Annotated in this window: 22 protein-coding genes and 1 pseudogene; 11 read left to right on the top strand and 12 right to left on the bottom strand. The window is 72.9% G+C overall.

Translation table 11 applies throughout. From position 1 onward, the window contains the following. The 4 genes from FHS22_RS34205 to FHS22_RS34220 form a co-directional block, all read right to left on the bottom strand. Positions 1–1,536: PAS domain-containing protein (locus FHS22_RS34205; protein ID WP_184948346.1), on the bottom strand; the 1,536-nt coding region annotated here is incomplete at its 3' end. A gap of 87 nt (positions 1,537–1,623) precedes the next feature. Continuing rightward, a complete protein-coding gene (locus FHS22_RS34210) occupies positions 1,624–2,430 on the bottom strand; it encodes a serine/threonine-protein kinase (protein ID WP_260408573.1) in 807 nt (268 codons plus the stop codon). A gap of 263 nt (positions 2,431–2,693) precedes the next feature. Further along, positions 2,694–3,488: a serine/threonine-protein kinase gene (locus FHS22_RS34215; RefSeq protein ID WP_184948348.1), complete on the bottom strand. Its 795-nt coding sequence runs from the start codon at positions 3,486–3,488 to the stop codon at positions 2,694–2,696. Positions 3,489–3,586: 98 nt separating this feature from the next. After that, positions 3,587–3,991 carry a hypothetical protein gene (locus FHS22_RS34220; RefSeq protein ID WP_184948349.1) on the bottom strand — a complete coding sequence of 135 codons (405 nt, stop codon included), beginning with the start codon at positions 3,989–3,991 and terminating at the stop codon, positions 3,587–3,589. A 214-nt stretch (positions 3,992–4,205) separates the two neighbouring features. Here FHS22_RS34220 and FHS22_RS34225 point away from each other — a divergent pair, with 214 nt between their 5' ends. Further along, positions 4,206–4,415, top strand: a complete 210-nt coding sequence (locus FHS22_RS34225; RefSeq protein WP_184948350.1) for a ubiquitin-like protein Pup — start codon at positions 4,206–4,208, stop codon at positions 4,413–4,415. A gap of 377 nt (positions 4,416–4,792) precedes the next feature. On the opposite strand, the gene FHS22_RS39465 is transcribed toward FHS22_RS34225, so the two are convergent. From FHS22_RS39465 to FHS22_RS34260, 7 genes are all read right to left on the bottom strand, one after another. Continuing rightward, on the bottom strand, positions 4,793–7,636 hold the full coding sequence (locus FHS22_RS39465; protein ID WP_338048076.1) for a glycoside hydrolase family 38 N-terminal domain-containing protein: 2,844 nt from the start codon (positions 7,634–7,636) through the stop codon (positions 4,793–4,795). Then, positions 7,626–8,723: a Gfo/Idh/MocA family protein gene (locus FHS22_RS34235; RefSeq protein WP_338048077.1), complete on the bottom strand. Its 1,098-nt coding sequence runs from the start codon at positions 8,721–8,723 to the stop codon at positions 7,626–7,628. Before FHS22_RS34235 ends, FHS22_RS39465 begins: the two co-directional genes overlap by 11 nt. After that, a complete protein-coding gene (locus FHS22_RS34240; RefSeq protein WP_184948351.1) occupies positions 8,714–9,934 on the bottom strand; it encodes a CehA/McbA family metallohydrolase in 1,221 nt (406 codons plus the stop codon). Before FHS22_RS34240 ends, FHS22_RS34235 begins: the two co-directional genes overlap by 10 nt. A gap of 64 nt (positions 9,935–9,998) precedes the next feature. Then, a complete protein-coding gene (locus FHS22_RS34245) occupies positions 9,999–11,093 on the bottom strand; it encodes an ABC transporter ATP-binding protein (RefSeq protein WP_184948352.1) in 1,095 nt (364 codons plus the stop codon). After that, entirely contained in the window at positions 11,090–11,914 is an 825-nt protein-coding gene (locus FHS22_RS34250) for a carbohydrate ABC transporter permease (protein WP_338048078.1), read from the bottom strand. Before FHS22_RS34250 ends, FHS22_RS34245 begins: the two co-directional genes overlap by 4 nt. Further along, positions 11,911–12,960, bottom strand: coding sequence for a carbohydrate ABC transporter permease (locus FHS22_RS34255; protein WP_184948353.1), 1,050 nt, complete (start codon positions 12,958–12,960; stop codon positions 11,911–11,913). The genes FHS22_RS34250 and FHS22_RS34255 overlap by 4 nt, the downstream gene beginning before the upstream one ends. Positions 12,961–13,026: 66 nt before the next feature. Further along, positions 13,027–14,421 (bottom strand): extracellular solute-binding protein, encoded by a 1,395-nt coding sequence (locus FHS22_RS34260; protein WP_338048079.1) that lies wholly within the window; start codon positions 14,419–14,421, stop codon positions 13,027–13,029. A gap of 186 nt (positions 14,422–14,607) precedes the next feature. On the opposite strand from FHS22_RS34260, the gene prcB reads away from it, so the two are divergent. The 7 genes and pseudogenes from prcB to FHS22_RS38680 form a co-directional block, all read left to right on the top strand. Next, on the top strand, positions 14,608–15,456 hold the full coding sequence (gene prcB, locus FHS22_RS34265) for a proteasome subunit beta (RefSeq protein ID WP_338048080.1): 849 nt from the start codon (positions 14,608–14,610) through the stop codon (positions 15,454–15,456). Between the two features lie 27 nt (positions 15,457–15,483). Further along, entirely contained in the window at positions 15,484–16,320 is an 837-nt protein-coding gene (gene prcA, locus FHS22_RS34270) for a proteasome subunit alpha (protein WP_221474482.1), read from the top strand. A 371-nt stretch (positions 16,321–16,691) separates the two neighbouring features. Next, complete coding sequence (gene pafA / locus FHS22_RS34275; protein WP_184948355.1) at positions 16,692–18,050, top strand: Pup--protein ligase; 1,359 nt, start codon at positions 16,692–16,694, stop codon at positions 18,048–18,050. A gap of 161 nt (positions 18,051–18,211) precedes the next feature. Next, entirely contained in the window at positions 18,212–19,168 is a 957-nt protein-coding gene (locus FHS22_RS34280) for an FKBP-type peptidyl-prolyl cis-trans isomerase (RefSeq protein WP_184948356.1), read from the top strand. A gap of 257 nt (positions 19,169–19,425) precedes the next feature. Further along, on the top strand, positions 19,426–20,439 hold the full coding sequence (locus FHS22_RS34285; RefSeq protein ID WP_184948357.1) for an FKBP-type peptidyl-prolyl cis-trans isomerase: 1,014 nt from the start codon (positions 19,426–19,428) through the stop codon (positions 20,437–20,439). A gap of 50 nt (positions 20,440–20,489) precedes the next feature. After that, positions 20,490–21,131: a helix-turn-helix transcriptional regulator gene (locus FHS22_RS34290; RefSeq protein ID WP_184948358.1), complete on the top strand. Its 642-nt coding sequence runs from the start codon at positions 20,490–20,492 to the stop codon at positions 21,129–21,131. 32 nt (positions 21,132–21,163) lie between these two features. Beyond that, positions 21,164–21,523 (top strand): annotated as a pseudogene (locus FHS22_RS38680) (DUF3291 domain-containing protein); the annotation flags it as partial. A 62-nt stretch (positions 21,524–21,585) separates the two neighbouring features. Here FHS22_RS38680 and FHS22_RS34295 read toward each other — a convergent pair. Further along, positions 21,586–22,737 (bottom strand): DUF3866 family protein, encoded by a 1,152-nt coding sequence (locus tag FHS22_RS34295; RefSeq protein ID WP_184948359.1) that lies wholly within the window; start codon positions 22,735–22,737, stop codon positions 21,586–21,588. Positions 22,738–22,778: 41 nt separating this feature from the next. Between FHS22_RS34295 and FHS22_RS34300 the strand changes: the two genes are divergently transcribed. The 3 genes from FHS22_RS34300 to tatA all read left to right on the top strand — a co-directional run bounded on the left by FHS22_RS34300 (position 22,779) and on the right by tatA (position 25,344). Next, complete coding sequence (locus FHS22_RS34300; RefSeq protein ID WP_184948360.1) at positions 22,779–23,738, top strand: helix-turn-helix transcriptional regulator; 960 nt, start codon at positions 22,779–22,781, stop codon at positions 23,736–23,738. Positions 23,739–23,855: 117 nt separating this feature from the next. Next, positions 23,856–24,812 (top strand): helix-turn-helix transcriptional regulator, encoded by a 957-nt coding sequence (locus FHS22_RS34305; RefSeq protein WP_184948361.1) that lies wholly within the window; start codon positions 23,856–23,858, stop codon positions 24,810–24,812. 208 nt (positions 24,813–25,020) lie between these two features. Further along, the gene (gene tatA / locus FHS22_RS34310; protein WP_184948362.1) at positions 25,021–25,344 is read left to right on the top strand and encodes a Sec-independent protein translocase subunit TatA; all 324 of its coding nucleotides are present in this window, start codon (positions 25,021–25,023) and stop codon (positions 25,342–25,344) included. Positions 25,345–25,375 lie beyond the last annotated feature (31 nt).

Below are 25,375 nucleotides of genomic sequence, written 5' to 3' on the forward strand. Positions count from 1 at the left end.
GATCAGGGCGAGGGCGACCCCGCGGCCGGCGGTCTCGGTCAGGGCGCCCTCGGCCCGTTCGGTGAACAGGGCCCGGTTGGCCAGCCGGGTCAGCGCGTCGTGCGTCGCCTCATGGGCCAGCTGGTCCTGGAAGCGCCGGGTCTCGGTGATGTCACGCGTGTTGCTCACGATGCCGCGCACGCTGGGATCGTCCATCCGGTTGGTGGCGACGATCTCCGCCCAGCGCCAGCTCCCGTCGGCGTGGCGCATGCGGGCCTGGTAGGTCGCGGTGCTGCCGGGCGCCTGCCTGACCAGCTCGCCCATCTCCCGCACGGTCCCCATGTCGTCGGGGTGGACGAACGCGCTCACGTGCCGGCCGATCCAGCGGCCGGGCGGTATGCGGAGGATGCTCTCGACGCTCGGACTGATGTAGACGTACCTGCCGTCGGCGTCGGTGATCGTGATGACGTCGGAGGAGTTCTGCACGAGCGAACGGAACCGCTGTTCGTGCCTGCTCAGTTCCAGGATGCTCGTGTCCAGCCGGGCCAGCAGGTTCGCGTTGTCGTAGAAGGCCGCGATCTGGCGCACCGCCACCAGCCCGGTGAGAGTGATCGCGCCGACCACGATCACGCGGATCTCCGGGCCCGCCGCCCAGGTCGAGACCAGCAGCAGGACGTCCGTCGCCGCGATCGCGGTGTACGGCAGCAGGCTGAACGGCCGCCGCCGCCGGAGGCGCGGAGCGGGCCGGGTCGCGGCCCGCCGCTGCATCCCGGCCGAGACGGCGACGAGGAACGCGGCGATCGGGACACTGACATGGCCGACGTGGAGGTAGGGCTTGGACTGGACCAGGGGCATGAGCGCACCGCCCAGCGCGCCGACGAGACCCCCCAGGCCCAGCACCGAGAGAGCACCGCGATCCAGCGAGTCGCTTCCCGCCAGCGCCAGCTTGATCGCGGCGAGAAGGGTGACGAAACCCAGCGTGATGACCGTCAGAGCCCACCAGACCGAACCCGTGAGAGCGGACAGATCCGGTGAGCTGCTCACCGCGAAATAGCCCGCGAACAGCCCCGCGGCCAGCATGACGACGCCCGCGTCGAGCCCCAGGGTCAGCTGGGCCCTGCGCGAGCGCGGAGCCCCGGGCAGGCGCATCAGCGCCCAGAGCGCGACCAGGACGCCGCAGAGGTACAGCCCGATGGTCAGCGGCCCCACGTGCTGGGTCTGCGCGCCGGGCCCGGTCAGCGCGTCGTGCGCGTTGCAGGCCAGCGCCACCGTGATGAGACCCAGGCCGACGCTGAGACGCCGCCAGAACGACCGCGCGGACGCCGCCAGGGCGGTGGTCCGGGCGACACGTGCGGACATCAGCGTGGCGAGGGCGAAGGAGAGCGGCACCGGCACCCACGCCACCACGGGAGACGCCAGGGGGCGCGCGAAGTTGAGGGCGAACCACACCGCGGAGAACACCGTGAGCACGGCGAGCACGGACGACAGCGGATCCGCCAGGGTGCGGACCAGGACGCCGCGGGGCACCGCGACGTGCCGCCACTGCCTGACTCTCATGCCGCAGCTCCCCACACCGGCGCCGTCGTTTCTTCCTCGGATGTGTCCATCGGCGCGCGGGAGCCGCTCCTGAGGGGTTCTCCGGTCCTACACGATGAAGGTGCCCGGCGGGAGCCGGGTCGCCGGGAGCCGGGGCGGCGCGACCGCCACCCCTTCCAGCCGGAGGATCTCCGACAACATGCGCGAGGCGTGGTCGGCGGTGACGCGATCCGCCGGATCGCGCCGGAGCAGCCCTTTCAGGACCCTGCGGAGCGGGCCCGCCTTCGTCGGCGGAGCCGGATCCCCGGCCATCGCCCTGCCCAGCACCGCCAGCGCGTCCGGCCCCTCGTAGGGGGGACGGCCCTCCACCGCGAAGTACAGGCTCGCCCCGAACGACCACAGATCCGCCGCCGGGGTCGCCCGCTTGCCCCGCAGGCGCTCCGGGGCGACGTAGGACGGGGCGGCGCTGATCGGCACCGTCGTCGACGCGCTCGGATCCCCGTTCAGCGCCGCGATGCCGAAGTCCGACAGCACCACCCGGTCACCGGTCAGCAGGATGTTGCCGGGGTTGATGTCCCGGTGCAGGACCCCCGCGCCGTGCGCGTGCCGCAACCCCGCCAGCAGCTGGAATCCGATCCACGCCGTCCAGTGGATCGGCAGGTGGCCCAGATGCCCGACCGTCTCCTCGAGGGTGAGCGCCTCCAGCGACTCCATCACGATCCAGAGCCGCCCCCGCTCCTCCAGCAGATCGTGCACCGAGATCACCGCCGGATGGCTGAGCCGCCCCGCGGAACGGGCCTCCCGCAGCGCGCGGCGCCGTGCGTCCTTCAGATCCGCGCCCTCCGCGCGGAACGGCGGCTGGATCTCCTTGATCGATACGTTCCGGCGGAGCCGCAGATCATGTGCGCGCCACATGATGCCCACGCCGTCCCTGCCCTCAGGAGAAAGCAGCCGATAACGCCCCCCGAGCAGTTGTGGATTCTCCATCCCCGTCCCCATGAACCACCTGACACACCCGGAAACCGGGCCTCACGATCGATTCATATTTTCATCTGGAACGGTGCACGGCGCGAGGGCGCCGTGCATTATCCATAACAATTCAGTCGCATGCGCGGGCAGAGCATTATTTCACTTTCCCGTCCCGGCCGGGTGGTCGGAAGAGCGGTCCGGAAAACGCATTACGCGGCGCTATGCCGCCGCAGGTTCACGAGCATCGCATATGTCTGCTCCGAACTCAGCCGGGCCGCCGGGTCCTTGCGCAGCAGTCCCCGCAGCACGGGCTCCAGCGCCCCCGCCCGGCGCGGCTCCCGCGGCGGCTCCTGCAGCGCCTCTATCAGCGCGGCCATCGAGTTCACCGTGCGGAACGGGGTCCTGCCCTCCACCGCCATGTACAGCGTCGCCCCGAACGACCACATGTCCGCCTCGCGCGTCCCTCCCCGGCCCTGGAGGGTCTCCGGGGCGATGAACGCCGGGGTGCCCCGCATGGAGGTCGTCGCCGCGCCCTCGAACGCCGCGAAGCCGAAGTCGGCCAGCACCACCCGGTCGCCGGTCAGCATGATGTTGGCCGGCTTGATGTCCCGGTGGACCACCCCGCCGTCGTGCGCGTGCCGCAGCGCCTCCAGCAGGCGCCGCCCCAGCTTGGCCACCAGCTCGGCCGGGAGCGGGCCCGCCTGCACGAGCGTGTCGTGCAGCGTCAGCGCCTCCAGGAACTCCATCACGATCCAGAGCCGCTCGGCCTCCTCGACCAGGTTGTGCACCGTCACGATGCCCCGGTGGCTCAGCCGGGCCGCCATCCGGGCCTCCCTGACCACCTTCCGCCGCCGCTCGCGCATGCCCGAACCCGGAGGGAGCGCGATCTCCTTGAGCGCCACGTCGCGCTCCAGCAGCAGGTCGTAGGCGCGCCACACGACGCCTGTGGCGCCCTTTCCCACCGGGGCGATGAGCTGGTAGCGGCTGTCGATGATGGTGCTCACCAGGGCATGATCTCAGCAATCGGGGCCTAAGTCCTACTTGGAACGATCCTGGATCGGCATATCCGGCCGGCAGGAGTGAATCTACGTCGTAAAGGAAGTCAGACGAGACCGATCCCGAGCAGCAGCGTTCCCGCCGCCAGGGACGCGCCGCCCGCGGGGACCAGCCAGATCAGTTTGCTCGGCCTGGTGTCGGAGGGGCGCACCACGGACAGGAAGAAGCCGAGCGGCATCGCGATCGGCGCCGCCGTGATCAGAACCCGGGTGAGACCCTTCATCCCCTCGGACAGGTCGGTCTGGTCGAGGTAGAGCAGCGCGACCAGCGCGAAGAGCACCAGCACGCCCGCATGCGCGTGCCCGGCCCGCCACAGACTCCTGCGGACGGGGTTGTCCAGGTAGCCGGGGAGGTCGCGCAGGATGTGCGCGAGCAGCGACACCCCGCCGAAGGCGACGGCCGGCACGGTGATCAGGAGCACGCCGGCGGTGCTCAGGGACGACGGCGACATGGGAGGCCCTCCCGTTGGATAGTTATGCTAGCCAATTATTGGATAGTGAAACTATCCAGTCAAGTGGCGGGATTTGCCTCCGAGGTCCCGGGGGAGGTTGTCTGGCGGCAGGAACCCCGGGCGGCCGCCGAAGATCGTGGAGTGATCCGCGCGAAATGTCTGCCGGTTCGGGGAAGATATGAACTACAGACGTCCCCCAGGCGGAGGTGCCGAGATGGCGAGCAAGGACACCGGCGGGCAGAAGCAGACCGGCCGGAGCGACCGCGAGGTCGACGAGGCGGCGGTCGAGGAGACCACCGACGTCCAGGAGCGTCACGAGAAGCTCTCGGACGACGTGGATGCGATTCTCGATGAAATCGACGAAGTCCTCGAAGAGAACGCAGAGGAATTTGTGCGCTCTTACGTCCAAAAAGGCGGAGAGTAGGGCAAAGAGGACACGGGTGGGAGGGTGGAGCCGGCCGGCGGGCCGGCATTGCGCCGGAAACCGCGCCTCCGCGAGCGGAGCGTCGCGCCTTTCCGAGAGGGCGGGCGGAGACCGGCGAAGCGGCCGGTCCTCATCGGCCGGAGGCCCGGATTCCGGACGGGACGGAATCGTGTCCCGAGCGTCAGGAAACCGGACCGCTTGACGAGTCCGGCAAGAATCGCGCCACCGGGGACGGGCCGGAAAATCACTGCAGGCCGTCTCGCGCCTCGGCCGTGCGGACCGTCGAAGTGAAGAACTCCGGCGGCGAGCGCAGCCGTCCCCCGGAAACCCGCCCCGGCGTCACCCCCGCCGGGGCCGATCGGATGCCGGCCGGTCTGTCAGCGGACCGGGGTCAGGTGGACGGTCGCGATCTCGAAGGGACGCAGCGGTAGCCGTACGGCGCCGCCGGTGATCTCCAGCGGCTCGCCCGCCGCGCCGAGGATGTCGGCGCGGCGGGCGGCGGTGAAGGGGCCGCGGACGACGGCCTCGGTGGCGGCCGGGTGCTCGGCGACCAGGCGGAGTTCGAGGGTGCCGTCGCGTTCGCGCAGGGCGGTGAGGACCACGCCGGTGCCTGTGACTTCGAGGGAGGCGTCCTCGCCGAGGGTGGCGGGGGGAGCTCCGGTGCGAGGTGTGCCCCCGGGCTCTCCGGGGGCGGAGCCGGGGCCCGCGGGGCCGCGGCCGGAGCCGGGGACGGCGAGCAGTTCGTGGCGGTACTCCTCGGCCAGGCGCGGCAGGCCGGCCTCGTCCCAGGTCCCCGCGTGCGGGAGCACGGCGAAGCGCATGGCGGTGGGACCGGGGCACTGGGCGTCCGGCGTGGGGAGCTGGGGCCCCGCGGGTTCGTCGCGGTAGGCGTTGCGGTTCTTCGACAGGTGACCGACGGAGCGGAGCAGGGTGAGGGCGAGCTCCCCGCCGGTCAGCTCGTACTCGGTGACCTGGTCGAGCAGGACGGCCAGGCCTCCGGCGGAGACGAATCCCTCGGCGGGGAAGGTCGGCAGGGGCTCCTCGCCGCAGCCGCCCTCGCCGGTCAGGCCGCGCCGTACGACCGCCAGCTGCCCCTCGGCGAAGGACTCGGCGGCGGGCCGGGGCAGCGGCGCGTGCCAGCGGACGCGGTGGTCGCGGGTGCGGTTGTCGAAGGAGGTCTCCAGCCGCAGGTACGGCTCGCCCGCGCGGAGCTCGGCGCGGGTGGTGACGGTGACGGCCTCGGTAGTGGCGGCGCGGCCGTCCGCGGAGGACTCGGCGGGCCAGTCGTAGGTGCGGCGGATCTCCAGCACCGAGACGAGGGGACCGGCGTGGACGCTCTCGACCTCCACGGAGGAGGGCGCGTCGGCGAGGACGTCGTGGCGGGGCGGCGCGTGGTTGTAGGTGTCACCGGCGTCGCCGCCGTCGGCGATGCGGCCGACGCCGTGGACCTCGGCGCCCGCGGAGAAGAGGGAGAGCGTGCCGTCGGGGGCGACGGTGACGCGGAGCAGGCCGTTGTCGAGGGTGCCGTCGGCGGGGCGGGACAGGGCGGAGGAGGGAGCGGAGCAGGAGGCTGCGGTGCCGGTGCCGGTGCCGGTGGCGGTGGCGGGCGGAGGCGCGGAGGTGAGGACGGCGCGGCCGAGCGGGGGGACGGTGACGTGGGCGGCGACGGTGACGACGGGCTCGGCGAGGGTCCGGACGCGCCACGGGCCGGGGCGGGCGGCGGCCTCCAGGACGGTGCGGCGCAGGTCGGCGTAGTCGTAGCCGGTGGTGGCGTGGCGGCCCACCACGAGGGTGAAGACGTTCCCGGACCCGGCCGGGGCGCCTTCCGGGACGTCCGGGGCGTCTCCGGAGACGCCCCAGGAGACGATCTCCTGGCCGAAGAGCTCGCGCTCGTGGATCCGGCCGAGGAGCCGGGTGAGGTCGTCCATGACGGTCTCGTCGAGCAGGGTGGGGGCCAGTTCGAGGCGCTGCAGCGGGACCGGCTCGCCGCCCGGGCCGAGCAGCCGGGCCCGGCTCTCGGGAAGGTCGGCGAGGACCAGCGCGGTCCGGGTGAACGGCGAGGGGTTGACCACGACGAGGACGTCGCGGGCGGCCCCGTCGGCGAGGGAGGCGCTGACCATGTCGACGACGGCCTGGCCGATCTGCCCGGCCTCGGCGATGCGGGCGGCGACCTGCTGGGCGGTCTCGTCGGCGCCGCAGCCGGTGATGGAGTCGTGGCCGCTGCAGGTGATGAGGCGGCGCCAGGCCATGTCGAGGAGCTTGGCGGCGGCGGTGTCGCCGGGCATCCAGAGCGCGGCGAGGGGTTCGGCGTAGCGGGTGACCACGCGTTCGGCGTGGGCCATGGCGCGTTTGGCGGGGATGCGGGCGGAGATGACGCCGGGCAGGATGTTGGCGCGGGCGTGGGAGCGCAGTTCGCCGGTGACGGCGGGCAGGCCGTCGGTGGACGGATCGTGCGCGGTGACGTACTCGCCGAGGGTGGCCAGGCGGAGCCCGGCGGCGGTGATGTCCGCGGCCGGGGCGCTGTGGTCGGCGCCGTACATGGCCAGCAGCGGGCCTTCGGGGTGCCAGGGGCGCAGTTTCCCGGCGAAGGCGGCCAGCCGGTCGGGCAGGGCCTCGGCGGGGCCGCTGAACAGGGCGACGGCGTTGCCGTACCCGCCGGGAAGGTACTGGGTGCGGACGGCGGTGCCGTCGGCCCCGGTCCAGGCGAAGGCGTCACGGTCGACACGGGCGGGCACGCCGCGCCAGAGGCAGGCGTGCTCGAGCCCGGCCTGGCGGAGGATCTGCGGCATCTGGGCGCAGTGGCCGAACTGGTCGGGCAGGTAGCCGACGCGCATCGCGCCGCCGAGGGCCCCGGCGCCGCGCATGCCGTACTCCAGGTTGCGGATGAGGGTCTCCCCGGCGCACAGGAACTGGTCGGCGAGGATGAGCCACGGCCCTGCGGCGAGGCGGCCCTCGGCGACGAGGGCGCGGACCCGGGGGAGCCGCTCGGGCCGGATCTCCAGGTAGTCCTCCAGGGCGGCGAGCTGGCCGTCCATGGTGAAGCGGTAGCCGGGGTCGGCGGCCATGGTGTCGAGGACCTCGTCGAGCATGCGGACCAGGCCGAGGCGGAAGCGCTGGAACGGCAGGTACCACTCGCGGTCCCAGTGGGTGTGCGGGACGACGACGATGTCGGGGCCCACGGTGTCGGGGCCCACGGTGTCGGCGACAGGGTCAGGAGTCACGTGCCTCTCCTCCGATGGCGTCTCCGGCGGCCGCTGCGACGATCCGCTGCGCGGTCACGATATCGGCGAGGGCGCCGTCGCGTCCGGTGAGCGGCGGCGTCCCCTCGGTCACCAGGGCGTGGAAGGCCTCCAGCTGCAGCTCGAAGGCCTCGGTCACGTCGCGGTGGACGGCCCTGACCTCGGTCGTCCCGGACGGGGAGGTGGCGGTCAGGAGGGTGGGGGCGTTCATCAGGTAGGGGGAGGGGAAGACGAGTTCGAGTGAGCCGTCCTCGTGGTGGACGGTGACGGTCTCCCGGTAGGCGGGGTGGCCGGGCAGGTAGTGCCAGCGCAGGCCGTACCGGCCCCGGTCGAGCGCGCCGGAGACCTCGACGGAGGGGCCGTCCCAGACGGCGGCGTGCTCGACGGTGGCGGGCGGGCCGCTGAAGCTCCGCATGAGGGCCAGGTCGTGGCAGAGGCTGCCGAGGACGACGTTCGCGTAGAGGGAGCGCCACCGCTCGGGGGCGGCGGGCCCGAGGGCGGCGTCGAGCGCCCCGGAGTCGGCGCGCAGCCACGGCTCCAGGGCCTCGGGGGAGGGCCGGGAGGGGTGGACGCGGGCGAAGGCGAGCTGGGCCTCGCCGGTGGGGTGCAGCACGGTGACGTCGAGGTGGCGGACGGCGCGCCCGTCGAGGAGGGCGACGGCGCGCCGGACGGCCGGGTCGTACTGCTTCATGTAGCCGACCATCAGCCGCGCCTCGTTCTTCAGCGCGGCGGCCTCGGCGCGGCTGTAGGCGAGGGGCTTCTCGCACAGGACGGCGTGCCCGGCCTCCAGCGCGGCGGCGACGAGCGGGCCGTGGGACCCGGCGGTGAGCACGATGAGCGCGTCGAAGCCGCCGTGGCCGAGCATGACCTGGGGGTCGGAGAAGGGCAGCGCGCCGGTGTACCGGGCGATGCGCCCGGCCTGGGCGGGGTCGAGGTCGCAGACGGCGGTGACGCGGAACAGCTCGGGCCGCCTGGCCAGCAGCGGCAGGTACATCACCTGCGCGGCCACGCCCAGCCCGACGATCGCGGTGGTCACCGGGCTCGCGGTTCCGGCGGGGGTCACGTGCACAGGGCCATCACCTCGTTGCGGAAGGTCTCCAGCTGGTGGGGGCCCGGCCGGGCGGGAAGCACGACCCGGTCGCCGACGATCACCCGGTGGGTGCCGGGGCCGCGCAGGACGAGGCCGTCGGCGTCCAGGACGAGGAAGTCGCCGCCGTGGCGGAGCAGGAGCGGCCCGTCCGGGGCCGCGGAGACGGCGGTGGCGCCGGCGCGGAGCCCTTCGAGGAGCCCGCCGGGCGAGGCGCCGCCGAGGATCCAGGTGGTCGGCTCGCCCGGCGGGTGCCCCTCCTCTGGCCGGTGGTAGTCGCTGCCGCCGATCAGCACGGGGTGTTCCGTCCATGCCTGGGTCCAGGCCGCCGGCGCGCCCCAGGTGCGGTCGAGCCAGCTCCGGTGCCAGGCCTCGACGACCGGGGGCCGTTCGGCCATGGGGTGGCGCCAGGCGCAGTCCGCGGCGACGGGGTGGTTGATCGACATCACTCCGCCTCTTTCCCGTACGGCGGCCGCCCACGCGCCGGGCGGCTCGCGGAAGTCGATCCAGCCGAGGTCGCCGAAGGCGTTGGCGTGACCGGGGTCGGTGGTGATCTCCTGCCCCGGCAGGAGGGTGATGGCCGCGTAGGCCGCGGCGGCGGGCAGCTCGGCGTGGTGGCTGACGGTGTTGTGGTCGGTGACGGCCAGGAAGTCCAGGCCCCGGTCGGCGGCCAGGCAGGCCAGCTCGGCGACGGTGAGGGAGCCGTCGGAGTGCACGGTGTGGGCGTGCAGGTCCCCGGCGAGCCAGCGCAGGCCGCCGAGGCCGGGCAGCCCGCGCCGGGCCGCGGCGGGCGCGCGGGGCGGGGGAGGGGGCCGCAGCCCGCGCCGGAGCGGCGGCGGGACGGCGGGCGGGGACAGGTGGGGGATGATCCGGAGCCGGTACGGCAGGCCGTCCGGCGGGACGCGGTGCAGGCCGATCAGGACGTGCCAGGTCCCGGGTTCGGGCTCGCCGGACAGGTAGCCGGGGGTGGCCCAGGACGGGGCGATCGTGTACTCGGAGCGGGCCCCTCCGGACCAGCCGCGGAAGCCCTGCGGCCCGAGGCAGCCGAGGTCGAGCACGCCCGCCGCGCGGTCGTAGGCGAGGCGGACGGTGAAGGCGCGCGCGTCGGCGGGCAGCTCGAACGGGACGCCGCGGACCGGGCGGTCGACGCGGTCGGCGAGGGTCCAGCGGCCGGTCCGGCGCAGCGCTCTCATGCCGGCGCCCCCGTGCCGGACGGTCCCCCGCCACGCGTCCTCACGCGTCCTCCCGCCGGTCCCCTCATGCCGGCCCGCCCCGGGGGCCGACCAGCCGGTCGCCGCGGTAGACCAGCGCGCGCTCCGGCCGGGGCACGGCCCAGGCCGCGCCGCCGACCGGGGGTTCCTGTCCCTCGGGGACGACGACCTGGACGAGCCCGTCCCCGCCCTCCCGGGCGCTCTCCAGGGTGACGAGGGTCGAGGTGCCGAGGTTCTCCAGGACGGCGACGGTGCCGGGGAAGGCGTCCTCGCGCGGGGCGGCCGACAGGTCGGTGTACTCGGGGCGGATGCCGTACACGACCTCCTCGCCGTCCGGCAGGCCGGGCGGGGCGGGCAGTACGGCCCCCGCGACGTGGAGGGCGGGACCGGAGGCCCCGACGACGACCCTGCCGGGCAGCAGGTTCATCGGGGTGGAGCCGATGAACGAGGCGACGAAGGGGGTGGCGGGCCGGTGGAAGATCTCGGAGGGGGCGCCCACCTGCGTGATCCTCCCGGCGTCCATGACGGCGATCCGGTGGGCCAGGGCGAGGGCCTCGCCCTGGTCGTGGGTGACGAAGACGGTCGTGACGCCGAGCTCGTCCTGCAGCCGCTTGAGGAAGGTGCGGGCCTCCAGGCGCAGGCGGGCGTCGAGGTTGGACAGCGGCTCGTCGAAGAGGAACACCTTCGGGCGGCAGGCGATGGCGCGGGCCAGCGCGACGCGCTGCTGCTGGCCGCCGGAGAGCTGCCCGGGGCGGCGGCCGAGCAGCTCCGCCAGGCTGAGCCGCCCCGCGACCTCGGCGGCGGCGGCCTCGCGGCGGGCGCGCGGGACCTTCTTGATGCGCAGCGGGTAGGCGATGTTGGCGGTGACGTCCATGTGCGGGAAGAGGGCGTAGTCCTGGAAGACCATGGCGACGTCGCGGCGGCCCGGCGGCAGCGCGGTCACGTCGGCCCCGCCGATGGCGACCGCCCCGGAGGTGGGCGTCTCCAGCCCGGCGATGCTGCGCAGGAGCGTGGTCTTGCCGCAGCCGGAGGGCCCCAGCAGGGCGAAGAACTCGCCCTCGCCGATCTCCAGGTCGAGGGAGTCCAGCGCCCGGACCCCGCCGGGGAACACCTTGGTCAGGCCGCGCAGGGAGATCGTCACTGTTTGAGCCCTCCGTGGAGGCGGAAGCCGTACCGGCCGCTGACGAACAGGTACATCGCCACCACCGGCAGCGAGTAGAGCAGCGAGAACGTGGAGATGAGGTCCAGGTTGGGCTGGCCGCCCTCGGTGTAGAGGGTGTAGAGGATCACCGCGCTGGGGGACTTGGCCGGGTCGCGCAGGAGGATGTACTGCATCAGGAAGCCGCCCCAGACGCTGGCCACCGCCCAGACCGCGATGGTGGCCAGGCCGGGCCGCACCACCGGGACCACGATGTGCCGCAGGATCTGCAGCGGTGAGGCGCCGAACACCCGGGCGGACTCCTCGTAGGAGGTGGGGGTGGCGTCCATGAAGTCCTTCAGGATGAAGATCGCCGCGGGGAGCAGGCCGCCGGAGACGACGAGGACCACGCCGAGGTGGGTGTCGACCAGGCCGAGCCGGGTGGCCAGCTCGAAGATCGGCACCATCGCGGCGGTTCCGGTGACGACGGAGGAGAGCAGGAGCAGCACGTACAGCAGGGCGTCGCGGCCGGGCACCCGGACGCGGGACAGGGCGTAGGCGGCCAGCGAGGCCAGGACGACCACGATGGCCGCGGCGCCGCCGGCCTGGATGACGGAGTTGCCGATGGAGCCGAGCGCGTAGGGGTTGTCGAGGATGGCGCGGAAGTTGGCGAGGGTGAACTCCGGGACGGAGACGGTGATGGAGGGGCTGGCGTCGAAGGGGGCGGAGGCCAGCCAGAGCATCGGCAGGGCGAAGAAGGCGGCGGCGAGGGCGAGGAACGCGGCCGCGGCGATCCGGCCGAGGGCGTGGCGGACGGCGTTCACCCGGCGGCCTCCCGGGAGGCGGGAGCGCGCCCGGAGCCCGGAGCGGGCGGGGGCCCGGGAACGGCGGCGGGTCCGGGAACGGCGGCGGGTCCGGGGCCGGGGAGCGCGGCGTCTTCGTGGTCGCGGTCGCGGTCGCGGTCGTGGTCGTGGTCGTGGTCGCGGTTCCGGTTGCGGAGCAGGCGCAGGTACGCCAGGGCGAACACGAGGTTGATCAGGAGGATGAGGAAGGAGACGGCGGCGCCGAAGCCGAGCTGCCCGCCGCGCAGCGCGGTCGTGTAGACGTAGAACGGCAGGATCTCCGAGCGCCCCTCCGGGCCGCCCGCGGTGATGAGGAACGGGGTGAAGTCGTTGAAGGTCCACAGGCTGATCAGCAGCATGTTGGTCAGGATGTGGCCCTTGATCCGGGGCAGGACCACGTCGCGCAGCTGCTGGAGGGTCGAGGCCCCGGCCAGCCTGGCGGTCTCCAGGTGGGACGGCGGCACGCTCTCCAGCGCGGCGGCGTAGAGCATCATCGAGAACGCGGTGCCCCGCCAGGTGTTGAACACGATGATCGAGAGCATCGGGTGGTCGAGCAGCCAGGCGGCGCCGGGGGTGCCGAGCAGGGCGTTGAGGGTGCCGCCGTCGCGGTCCAGCAGGGCGATCCAGAGGAACGCCACGACCGAGCTCGGCAGGATCCACGAGAGCAGCACGAGCCCTTCGACGAGCCGCCGCACCGGTCCCCGCCGGCCGCGCAGCATCCACGCGATCGCGAACCCCAGCCCGGCCTGGCCGATCACGGCCGAGCCCAGCACGTACTGCACGCTCAGCCAGAGCGAGGTGCGGAACCGGTCGTCGCCGAGGGCGGTGGTGTAGTTCTCCGCCCCCACCACCCGGGGGTCGGCGGCGGCCAGCCCGGTCAGCCGGTAGTCGGTGATCCCCAGGTAGATCGTCCACAGTGCGGGGAAGACCAGGAACACCCCGATGAGCACGAGCGCGGGCAGCACGAACCCGACGGCCCGCGCCCTGCCCAGCCCCGCCGCGTCCGTGCCCGCCGCGGGGCCCGTCACGGGTCCGCTCCGCCGCCCGCCGCCGGGGCGGGCGGCGCCGTACGGTCTCCCGCGGCGGGCGGCGGGTCAGTCGGCGACGTTGCCGGGGCCACCGACGATCCCCTCCACCTTCGCCCGGTAGGCGTTCGCGGCCTCGTCCGGCGCGGTGCCGGAGACGACGGCCGCGGTGGCCTCCTGCAGCGCGGCCGAGACCTGCGGGTAGACGGCCAGGCCGGGGCGGTAGGCGGTGACGGGCAGGACCTCCTCGGAGATGAACGTCAGCATCGGGTCGCCCGCCAGGACCTCGGCGTTGACGTCGGTGCGGGAGGTGACGCGGGCCGCCCCGGCGAGCTCGGCCTTGACCGCCTCGGCCGAGTGCATGAACGACAGCAGCTCCCACGCCTGCCGCGGGTTCCGGGAGAAGGGGTTCAGCACCCGTACGGCCCCGCCGGACATGCTGACGAAGTCCTGGCCGCGGACCCCGGCGCCGGGCTCCCTGGCAGGGATCTTGGCGTAGCCGACGACCTCGTCCCGGTTCGCCATCGGCGCCACGCCCGCCTGCGGCTCGACGACGGCCCGCCAGAAGTAGTCGCCCTCGGCCAGGATGCCGATCCGCCCTTCGGCGAACTCGGCGAAGGACTTGTCGCGGCCCTTGGCCTCCTGCTGCAGCCTGGGGTCGCCCAGGCCGCCGCCGTAGACCTGCCGGTAGAACCCCAGCACGTCCTTGAGCCCCTGGGAGGCGCCGGTCCACTTGCCGCCCGAGTAGATCTCGGTGCCGGTCCCGGCCAGCAGCGGCAGCGCGCCCTGCATCGTGGTCGCCTCGCCCATAGCGGTGCCCGCGTTGATCTGGATCGGCGTGACGCCGGGCAGCCTCCTCAGCGCCGTGCCCGCGTCGATGATCTCCTGCCAGCTCGTCGGCTGCCAGGGGTCGGGCAGGCCGGCCTTGGCGAACAGCTGCCTGTTGTAGTAGAGGACCCGGCCGTCGGTGCCCTGCGGCAGGCCGTACTTCTTGCCGTCGAAGATCCCCAACCCCTGTACGGCCTGCGGGATCTGGCTCCAGCCCTCCCAGGCCTCCACCCCGGTCCCGCCCACCTCGGCGAGCGGCTTGATGTACCCGGCCTGGGCGAACTCGCCCACCCAGATCCCGTCGAGGTCGATCACGTCGGCGCCGGTCCTCGACTTCAGGTCCAGCGCGACCTTGGTCTTGTACTGCTCGTCGTCGACGCCGTTGGGCTGGAACAGCACCCGCACGTCGCGCCCGGCGGCCTTCTGCGCGGCCTCGAACCGGGGGATCACCCACTGCTTGATCCAGTCGGCGCTCGCCGAGTTCTTGCCGCCGGAGATCGCGTTGGCGGTGATGGTCAGGGTGACGGGGTCGTCCGCGGCCGGGGCGCCGGATCCGCAGGAGGCCAGGGCCAGGACGGCCGCGGCCAGGGCCGCGGTCAGGGTCGCGGCCGTCCCGGATCGGGGTGGGAGTCTCACGGTGGCCTCCCCAGGGAGGGTGCGGAATGTCACGACAACTCGACAATTACACGGGCGTATCCATGCGTAAAGATTCCGGGGCATGAACGGAGATGGTTCGCGCTGGGCTGATCGAGGGAAGTGCATGCAGCACAGCAACGTGAGTAGGGTCGGACCTTAAAGGAATGCACCTTTGGAGGGAGTCGCGTGGCATCGCACAGGGACCTGCCCGCCGGCATGGTGAGTCATATCTTCACGAACACCGGCAACTCCTCGTTCACCGAGTTCGTCGGGTCCTACGCGCCGGAGCTGCTGCCCGGCCGGAACGACACTCTGGCGGCCCCGGTCGGCGACCGGATTCCACACGCCACCACGATCGTCGCGGCGACCTGCGCCGGCGGCGTGGTGATGGCCGGTGACCGCCGGGCGACCTCCGGCAACATCATCTCCCAGCGGGACATCGAGAAGGTCTTCCGCACCGACGACCACTCCTGCATGGGCATCGCCGGGGCGGCGAGCACCGGCATCGAGATGGCCCGCCTCTACCGGGTGGAGCTGGAGCACTACGAGAAGATGGAGGGCCGCACGCTCTCCGTGGCCGGCAAGGCCAACCGGCTCGCCACGATGATCCGGGGCAACCTCGCGATGGCGATGCAGGGACTGGTCGTGGTGCCGCTGTTCGCGGCCTACGACCCCGAGATCGACGGAGGCCGGATCTTCGGCTACGACGTCGGGGGCGGCCCCTACGAGCAGTTCCAGCACCACGCGATCGGCTCCGGCTCGATCTTCGCGCGCGGCGCGCTGAAGAAGCTCTACCGGGAGGGCGCCTCCCCCGAGGACACCGTGCTCACGCTCATCCAGGCGCTCTACGACGCGGCCGACGACGACTCGGCGACCGGCGGGCCCGACGTGACCCGCAGGATCTGGCCGGTGGTCGCGGTGATCACCGCCGACGGCTTCCGCCGCCTGCCCGACGACGAGGTCGCCGGCTACGTGCGCACGACGGTGGACGCCCGGATGACCGACCCCGACGGCCCCGTCGCCCCGCTGCGCTAACACGAGAGGAAGACCACCCCGGTGTCCATGCCTTTTGGATATGCGTCCCCTGAGCAGATCATGCGGGACAAGGCCGACTACGCGCGCAAAGGCATCGCGCGAGGCCGCAGCGTGGTCGTGCTCCAGTACGAGCACGGCATCCTGTTCGTCGCGCCCAACCCCTCCCGGGCCCTGCACAAGATCAGTGAGATCTACGACCGGATCGGCTTCGCCGCGGTCGGCCGCTACAACGAGTTCGAGGCGCTGCGGCTGGGCGGCATCCGCTACGCCGACATCAACGGCTACACCTACGACCGCACGGACGTGACCGCGCGCGGCCTGGCCAACCTCTACGCGCAGAGCCTCGGGCAGATCTTCACCGAGTCGATCAAGTCGATGGAGGTGGAGGTGGTCGTCGCCGAGGTCGGCGACACCCCCGAGGGCGACGCGATCTACCGGCTGACCTTCGACGGCTCGGTCTTCGACGAGCACGGCCTGGCCGCGATGGGCGGCCAGGCCGAGGCCGTCTCGACCCGCCTCAAGGAGCGCTACCGCGACGGCATGGGGCTGGCCGAGGCCCTGGAGACGGCGCTGGTCGCGCTGACCGAGCCGGGCGGCGAGCGCCCCCCGGTCAACCAGCTGGAGGTCGCGGTGCTCGACCGCAACCGCCCGCACCGCAAGTTCCAGCGGATCGGCGCTCCGAGACTGGAGAGGCTCCTGGCCGAGGCCGCGTCCAGGTCCTCCGCTCCGGAGGAGGCTCCCGCGGCGGAGGAGGCGGCCCCGGGAGCGCCCGGAGCGGCTCCGGAGACGCCTTCCCCGGGGGCCGCGGGCTCCCCTCCGGCCACCGGGCCCGAGGGCGAGATCGACACCGGCTCCGGCGCCTGACGCGCCTGGCAGGGGTACGGCGGGCCCGCCGTACCCCTGCCGGGTCACGCGGTTCCGGTCGCGCCGCTCCCGCGCGGGTCACCTCGGCGGAGCGCCGGGCGAGGGAAATCTCCCTCGTGAACCCGCTTACACCACCGGTGGCAGGGGCATAAGATCCACGACCGAAAACCCCGATGATCGCTACCCACCCGAAGAGTCCGGCGAATAGTGTGAAGCGGTGACTCCTGCCGTTCCCCGAGCGGAAGCAGTCTCCCGCCTCCCTCCGCCGCGGTGGGCGACGGCCTGGCCCTGACCGTTTCGAACACAAGGATCACAACCGGGAAGCGATTCCTCCGCCGGGTGAACCCGGTGGTCCCCTCGCTAGGAGAATGATGGACCGTCGCATCTTCGGGCTTGAGAACGAGTACGGCGTCACCTGCACGTTCCGGGGGCAACGGAGGCTGTCTCCCGACGAGGTCGCACGCTACCTGTTCCGCCGGGTCGTCTCCTGGGGGCGCTCGAGCAACGTCTTCCTCCGCAACGGCGCCCGCCTCTACCTGGACGTGGGCAGCCATCCGGAGTACGCCACCCCCGAGTGCGACAACGTCGTGGAGCTCGTCACCCACGACAAGGCGGGCGAGCGCATCCTGGAGGGCCTCCTCGTGGACGCCGAGAAACGGCTCCGCGAGGAGGGCATCGCCGGGGACATCTACCTGTTCAAGAACAACACCGACTCCGCCGGCAACTCCTACGGCTGCCACGAGAACTACCTGGTGGGACGGCACGGCGAGTTCGGCCGCCTGGCCGACGTGCTGATCCCCTTCCTGGTCACCCGGCAGATCGTCTGCGGCGCGGGCAAGGTGCTGCAGACGCCGCGCGGAGCGGTCTACTGCGTCTCCCAGCGGGCCGAGCACATCTGGGAGGGCGTCTCCTCGGCCACCACCAGGTCCCGGCCGATCATCAACACGCGTGACGAGCCGCACGCCGACGCCGAGCGTTTCCGCCGCCTGCACGTCATCGTCGGCGACTCCAACATGAGCGAGACGACCATGCTGCTCAAGGTCGGCGCGACCGACCTGGTGCTGCGCATGATCGAGGCGGGCACCGTGATGCGCGACCTGTCGCTGGAGAACCCGATCCGGGCCATCCGCGAGGTCTCCCACGACATGACCGGCCGCCGCCGGGTGCGCCTGGCCAACGGGCGGGAGGCGTCCTCGCTGGAGATCCAGCAGGAGTACCTCGCCAAGGCCCGCGACTTCGTCGACCGGCGCGGCGGCGACGAGATCAGCAACCGGGTGCTGGAACTGTGGGAGCGCACGCTCAGGGCGGTGGAGACCGGCAACCTCGACCTGGTCGCCAGGGAGATCGACTGGGTGACCAAGTACCAGCTGATCGAGCGCTACCGCAGGAAGTACGACCTGCCGCTCTCCAGCCCGAGGGTCGCCCAGCTCGACCTGGCCTACCACGACGTGCACCGCCGCCGCGGCCTGTTCTACCTGCTGCAGAAGCGCGGCGCGGTGGAGCGGGTGGCCTCCGACCTGAAGATCTTCGAGGCCAAGTCGGTGCCGCCGCAGACGACCCGGGCGCGGCTGCGCGGGGAGTTCATCCGCAGGGCGCAGGAGAAGCGGCGCGACTTCACCGTCGACTGGGTGCACCTGAAGCTCAACGACCAGGCGCAGCGCACCGTGCTGTGCAAGGACCCCTTCCGCAGCGTGGACGAGCGGGTGGACAAGCTGATCGCGGGCATGTGACGGGCCGCCGTGGACCGGGTCCGGTCCACGGCGGGTGCCGGCCGCCGGATCGGGGCCGGTCCGGCGGCCGGGGAGCGGTGCGGCCGTGTTCTCCTTACCTCGCCCGTATGCCGGTGTCGGATAGGGTGGCGCGAACCTGACGTCTGCTTGAGGGATACCGAATGCGCCGCCGCAGCTTGGCCGTACTGGCCGCAGTGCCCCTGTTTTTCGCCGCAGCGTGCGGCACCGAGGCGCCCGACCAGGCCGCCGCCGGCGCCGGCGGCCTGAAGGTGACGGGTGACATCGGCAAGAAGCCGGCGGTGGTGTTCCCGTCGGGCAGTCCCGCCACGAAGTCCTCCGAGACGACGGTCAAGGACGGCTCCGGCGCGGAGTTCAAGGTCGGTGACAGCGTCGTCGTCAACTACACGGTCTTCACCTGGGACGGCAAGACCAACCCGGCCGTCGGCTCCACCTACGACGCGGGCAGCCCGGAGACCATCGCGGTCAGCGAGAAACTGCCGACCGTTCTGAAGGACGTGTTCGTCGGGGCCAAGCCCGGCGGCCGCCACCTCGCGGTGGTGGCTCCCGACAGCCTGAGCAAGGAGCAGCTCGAGACCGCCAAGCAGAACGGGCAGGACAAGCTGACCCAGGTCTTCGTGCTGGACATGGTCGGGCTGGAGCCGAAGGCGCCGGCGCCGGTGACCGTCGAGGGCAAGGCCGTCGATCCCGGCGTCAAGGGGGTCACGGTGAAGAACCCCGAGCCCGGCAAGGCCCCCACGCTGACGACGAAGACCGGCGAGAAGGCCCCCAAGGAGCTGGTCAGCAAGGTCGTCATCAAGGGCACCGGCCCGGTCGTGAAGTCCGGGCAGAAGCTCATGGCCCACTACATCGGCAAGATCTGGGGCACCGACAAGCAGTTCGACAGCAGCTGGGACCGGGGCGAGCCGGCGACCTTCCCGATCGGCGTCGGCCAGGTCGTCAAGGGCTGGGACGACACGCTGGTCGGCCTGCCGGTCGGGACCCGGGTGCTGGTGAGCATCCCGCCGGCCCTCGGCTACGGCGAGCAGGGCAACGCGCAGGCGGGAATCAAGGGCACCGACACCATCGTCTTCCTGGTGGACATCGTCGGCGCCTACTGACCGCCTGAAGGGCCCCGCCGGGCGTCAGGGCGCGTGCGGGGCGCGGTGCCTCCGGGCGTCCGCGGAGACCGCCGGAAGACCTCTTCCGGCGGGCCCCGGCCCGGAATCCGGCGGCGCCGGTCCGGGCGGCCCGGTCCCCAGGGCGGTTCGTGAGAGGCCCGGTCCCGCCTCCCGGCGGGACCGGGCCTCTCCGCGCTACTGACATTCCTCCCAATAGGGCGTTATGGTGATCGCACCCGTCGAACCAGGGGAGTCGGATGCGTATTCGGGCCCTGCTCACCGCGCTCTTCACCGGGCCTTCCGCCGGGACGCCCGCGGGGACGTCTGTCGGACCGGCCGCCGGGCGCTCCAGCGCGTCCTCCGCCCGGCCCCTCGCCGCCCCCGCGGCGGTTCTCCTGCTCGCGGCGGCCGCCGGATGCACCGCCGGGGACGGCGGGGCGGCCCAGAGCGTGCGGGCGGAGAGCTCCTTCGGGGCCAAGCCGACGATCACCTTCCCCGGCGGCGAGCCCCCGGCAGATCTGCAGGTCGGCGAGCAGATGACCGGAACCGGCAACGTGATCAAGGCGAACGACCTGGTCATCGCCCACTACACCGCGCACGTGTGGGACGGCGAGGACAACCGGCTGCTGGCCTCCAGCTTCAACCAGGGGGCTCCGGCCTCCTTCCCGCTGAACCAGTCGATCACCGGGGTGAGCAAGGCGCTCCGCGGTCACCGGGTGGGCAGCCGCGTCGTCGCCGCCATCCCGCCGGGGGAGGGGTACGGCCCCAACCCGCCCGGGGGGATGGGCGCCGGCGACGCGCTGTTCTACGTGATCGACGTGCTCGGCGCCTTCTCGCCCGGCGCCGCGGCCACCGGCACCGGCGGCCCCGGCGAGCTGGCCGGAGTCAAGATCACCGGCGGCCCCGGCGAGCGCCCGGCCCTCACCCTGCCGGACGACGAGCCCCCGGCCGGGCTCCGCACCGAGGTCCTGGTCCAGGGCAGGGGGGCGAAGGTCCAGCCCGGGCAGCTCATCGTCGCCCAGTACGAGGCCAGGGTCTGGGGATCGGAGAGCTCCGCGGAGTCCACCTGGGCGGCCGGGCAGCCCAGAGCCTTCACGATCGGCAACGGCAGCGTCATCAAGGGCTGGGACCGGGCGCTGACCGGCGTCCCGGTGGGCAGCCGCGTCGCCATGGTGGTCCCGCCGGGCCTCGGCTACGACAAGGGCCTGCCTCCCCTGATCAAGCCCGCCGACACCCTGGTCTTCGTCGTCGACGTCCTCGCGGCCTACTGAGCCGCAGGGGGAGTCCGGCGTGCCCGCCGGGCGGGCCTAGACTCCGGGCTGTGAGCAGCGACGATCTCGGCGCCGTGGCGGCCCTGCACGACCCCGTACGGCGGGCGGTCTACGAGTACGTGGTCTCCCGGGGGCGGGAGGTCGGGCGGAACGAGGCCGCCGAGGCGGTGGGGGTGCAGCGCACCCTCGCCGCGTTCCACCTGGACAAACTGGTCGAGGCCGGGCTGCTGGAGGCGGGCTTCAAGCGACTGGGCGAGAAGACGGGGCCGGGCAGCGGGCGGCCGGCGAAGGTCTACCGGCGGGCGGCCGGCGAGTGGCAGGTGAGCGTCCCGGCCCGGGACTACCGCACGCTCGCCCTGGTGCTGGCCGAGGTGGTGGACGTGCTCGGCGGGGACGAGCGGGCGGAGGAGGCCGCGCGGCGGGCGGGCGGCAGGCTCGCGGACCGCGGGGAGGACCTCGCCCAGGCGCTGCGGCGGCGCGGTTACGAGCCCTACGAGGAGGACGGCCGCCTGCGCCTGCGCAACTGCCCGTTCCACGTGCTGTCCCAGGAGCACCCGCTGCTGGTCTGCTCGATGAACCTGGCGCTCTGCCAGGGCCTGCTGGAGGGGATCGGGGACGATCCGGCGCGGGCCCGGCTGGATCCGAGGCCGGGGGAGTGCTGTGTGAGCCTCTCTATAAATAATGAAAATTGACATAGAAGGTCCCGGGATGGTCTGCTGAGCGCATGCATCTGGCACAGCTGAACGTCGCGCGCCTGCGGGCGCCCCTGGACTCCCCCGAGATCGCCGAGTTCGTGGACCTCCTCGGACCGGTGAACGAGGTCTCCGACGCCGCGCCCGGCTTCGTCTGGCGGCTCAAGGCGAGCGAGGACCCCCGGGAGACGGTCGAGCACGGCTACGGCGACGACCTGGTGATCAACTTCTCGGTCTGGGTGTCGCGCGAGGCCCTGTGGAACTTCGTCTACCGCAGCGTGCACCTGCCGGTGCTGCAGCGGCGCAGGGAGTGGTTCCTGCACATGGCGGAGCCGTACTCGGTGATGTGGTGGATCCCCGAAGGGCACGTCCCCTCCCTGGAGGAGGGCATGGAGCGGCTGGAGCTGCTCCGGCGTGAAGGCCCCACGCCGGAGGCCTTCACCTTCAAGGAGTTCTACGAGCCGGGAGGCGGGGGTGAGGCAGGGTCCGCCGGAGGCGGAGGTGAGACGGGGTCCGCCGGGTCTTCCGAAGGCCGGTCCGGGTCCAGCAGGGAGGCCGCCAGCCTGCCCGCCGCGGCCGAGGTCAGGAAGTAGGCCAGGTCCTCCTCCAGGCCCCGGCCCATGGTGGACAGCCGCACCGGCGAGCCCTTCAGCGCCTCGTGCAGCCCGTCGACGGAGACCGGGACCAGTTCGTGCCGCCCGCCCAGCGGCCGGGCCTGCTCGGCCACCCGGGCGCCGAAGTCGCCCGGCAGCTCCGGCACCGCCACCAGCGCCGGGGCCAGGGCGACCCGGCCGTAGGCGGTCAGCGAGTGGTGGGAGAGGCCCAGGTGCCGCTCGCGCCGGTCGCCCTCGCTGACCCGCAGCGCCGCGACCGGGCGGCCGGAGAGCACCGCGGCGGCGTTGACCGCCTCCCCGGCCGAGACGCCGGAGAACCCCCAGCGGGTGCCGCTGCCCAGGTTGCCCGGCCCCTGGGTGACGATCGCGACGTCGGCCTCCAGGACGTACCGGGCCGCCAGCAGCCCGGTGTGCACGGTGACCGCCTCCACGTCGCCGCCGAAGGCCTGGCCGACCGTCACCGTCCCGCCCAGCCAGCCCGCCTCCTTGAGCCGGGCGCACGACATGGAGAACCAGGCGGGCAGCGCGCCGCCGTCGAGCATCACGTAGGCGACGCGGGCGTGCGGGCGGGTGCCGTACAGGCCGCACAGGACCGCGGGGAGCGCCGAGTGCAGGTCGGCGACCACGACCGGCATGCCGCCGAGGGAGTCGGCCTCCCGCAGGAGCCCGTGGTGCGGGGAGTCCTGCTCGTCCGCGCCGAGCACGGTGGCCTGCAGAGGGGTGTAGCGTGCCTTCACCAGATGTCCGGGTCCGTCTGGATCTTCCGGCAATCGGTCGGGAATCGCCACCACCATGGCGTACCCTCCCGTACCGAGGCCCATCGCGAGCGCGGTCGTGTTCAGCAGGACCGTGTCGCCGGGCTCGGGGCGTCCCACCAGGGCGGGATAGGCGAGCGCACGCGCGCCGCCCTCCTCGGTGGCGACGTCGAGTTCCACCGCCCCGGGCCACTCGCGCCGGACCCGCACGACCTCGCCCCTGCGCCATCTGATCACGGGGGGCAGAGTAGCGTCATTTGAACAGGGAGGGAGGCCGGATGTCGCGCCGGAAGACCGAGCGGTTGCTGAATCTTGTGATCTGCCTGCTCGCCACGAGGCGGCCGCTGAGCGCCGAGCACATCCGCCAGGCCGTGCCCGGCTACGACTCGGCCAACGACGAGGCCTTCCAGCGGATGTTCGAGCGCGACAAGAACGAGCTGCGCGAGATCGGCATCCCGATCGAGGTCCAGAAGGACCCGTGGGAGGAGGACCCGGGCTACCGGATCGTCCGCCAGGCCTACGAGCTGCCGGAGATCACCCTGGAGCCCGACGAGGCCGCCGTGGTGGGCCTGGCCGCCCGGGTCTGGCAGCGGGCCAGCCTGGCCGAGGCGGCCAGCGGGGCGCTGCTGAAGCTGCGCGCCGGGGGAGTGGAGACCGACGAGACCGGCGGCATGCTCGGCGGCGCGCTGGAGCTGCGGGTCGACACCCAGGACCCGTCCTTCCCCGCGCTGTGGGAGGCGGTGCGCGACCGCCGCCCGGTCCGCTTCCCCTACCGCGTCGCGGCGGGGGAGAACGTGCTGACCCGCACGGTCGAGCCGTGGGGCGTGGTCAGCCGCCGCGGCCGGTGGTACGTGGTGGGCCACGACCGGGACCGCGACGCGCCCCGGGTCTTCCGGCTCAGCCGGATCAGCGGGCCGGTCGTCCCGGCGGGCCGCCCGGGGACCGTGACGGTGCCCGAGGACGTCGACGTCAAGGGGATGGTCGGCTACCGGGAGGAGGGCCCGCTGGTGGAGTGCACCGCGGTCATCCGGGTCCGCGAGGGCACCTGCCAGGGGCTGCGCCAGGTGGCGAAGGCCGTACGGCCGGCGGGTGGGGGCTGGGACGAGGTGGAGCTGACGTTCGCCGACCCCGAGCGGCTCGCCGGGTGGGTCGCCGGGTTCGCCGCCGACGCCGAGGTGGTCGGGCCGCCGGACGCCCGCGACGCGGTGATCCGCCGCCTGAAGGGAGTCCTGGCATGATCCGGTACGGCATGGCGGGCGACGGAGCGGTGAGCAGGAGCCGGCCCGGCGCGGTGAGCGGAGCGGGCCGCGAGGGACGAGCGGTCCGCGTGGCGGACGAGGAGCGGTGAGCGACCAATGAGCACGGCGGATCGGTTGCCGAGGCTGCTGGCCCTGGTGCCCTACCTGATGTCCCATCCGGGGGCGCAGGTGCCCGAGGTCGCGAAGATCTTCGGGCTGAGTGAGAAGCAGCTCATCGACGACCTGCAACTGGTGTGGATGTGCGGGCTGCCCGGACACACCCCCGGCGACCTCATCGACGTCTCCTGGGACGGCGGCGAGATCGTCATCGACAACGCCGACACGATCGCCCGTCCGCTCCGGCTGGGTGTGGACGAGGCCAGCGCGCTGCTGGTGGCGTTGCGGATGCTCGCCGAGATGCCGGAGTTCGGCGAGCGCGACGCGCTCTCCCGGGTCATCGCCAAGTTCGAGCAGGCCGCGGGGGAGGGCGCCGCGACGGTCAGCAGTCAGGTCGCGGTCGAGGTGGACGCCACCCCCGACGCGCTGCCCGCGGTCAACGAGGCGCTGCGGCGCGGCAGGCGGCTCTCGATCCGCTACTACGTGCCGGGCCGCGACGAGGTCACCCCGCGCGAGGTCGACCCGATGCGGCTGGTCGTGGTGGACGGGCGCTCCTACCTGTCGGGCTGGTGCTACCGGGCTGAGGCGGTGCGCCTGTTCCGGCTGGACCGGATGCTCTCGGTGGAGATGCTCGACGTGGCAGCGGCCCCGCCGGAGGACGCGGTGCCCGACGAGGTGACGCCCGGGGTGTTCCGGCCCTCGCCCACCGACGAGCTGGTCGAGCTGGAGCTGACCCCGGCGGGCCGCTGGGTGGCGGAGTACTACCCGTGCGAGCGCGTCGAGGAGCTCGGCGAGGGCCGGCTGCGGGTGGCGCTGCGCGCCCGGGACCAGGGCTGGCTGCTCCGGCTGGCGCTGCGCCTGGGCGACACCGGCAGGGTCGTCTCCCCCGCCTCGCTGGCCGGGACGGTGCGGGAGGCCGCGGCGGCGGCGCTGAGCCGCTACGAGTCGGTCTCCTGAGCCGCCGCGGGCCGGTCCTGCGGGCCGGCGCCGGTCCCCGGGGCGCTTTCCCGGGGCCGGGCCGAATCGTTACCGCCGGTTTCCCTGCTCTAGGAGAGGGGATCGTCCAGTGATAAGGGACAATTCAGGCGCGGAAGGGATGAGAGTGCGCTCCGGGCAGCGTACGATCGGCACAGAGATTGCACGTCGCTCGGCTTAAGGATGTGTCATGCCCAACCTGGGACCCACTGAGCTGATCATCATCGGGTTGATCCTGGTGCTGCTGTTCGGTGCCAAGAAGCTGCCGGAGGCCGCTCGCGGGCTCGGCCGTTCGCTGCGCATCTTCAAGGCGGAGACCTCCAAGCTCCGCGAGGACGACGAGGCGACCACCGCGACCGCCACGGTCGTGCAGGCGCAGCCCGCGGCCCCTGCCCCGCAGCAGATCGCGACCCCGGCGCCGGCGGCGGAGCCGTCCGCGGAGGAGCAGGCCCGCGTCCTGGAGGAGCAGGCCGCCAAGCTGCGCGCTCAGGCCGGTGCCCAGAAGCCGCAGTAGGCTCCGGTCCACCACCTGATCACTTCACTCC

The organism is Thiemannella venezuelensis (genome assembly GCF_014203605.1).
Lineage (GTDB): Bacteria > Actinomycetota > Actinomycetes > Streptosporangiales > Streptosporangiaceae > Planomonospora_A > Planomonospora_A venezuelensis.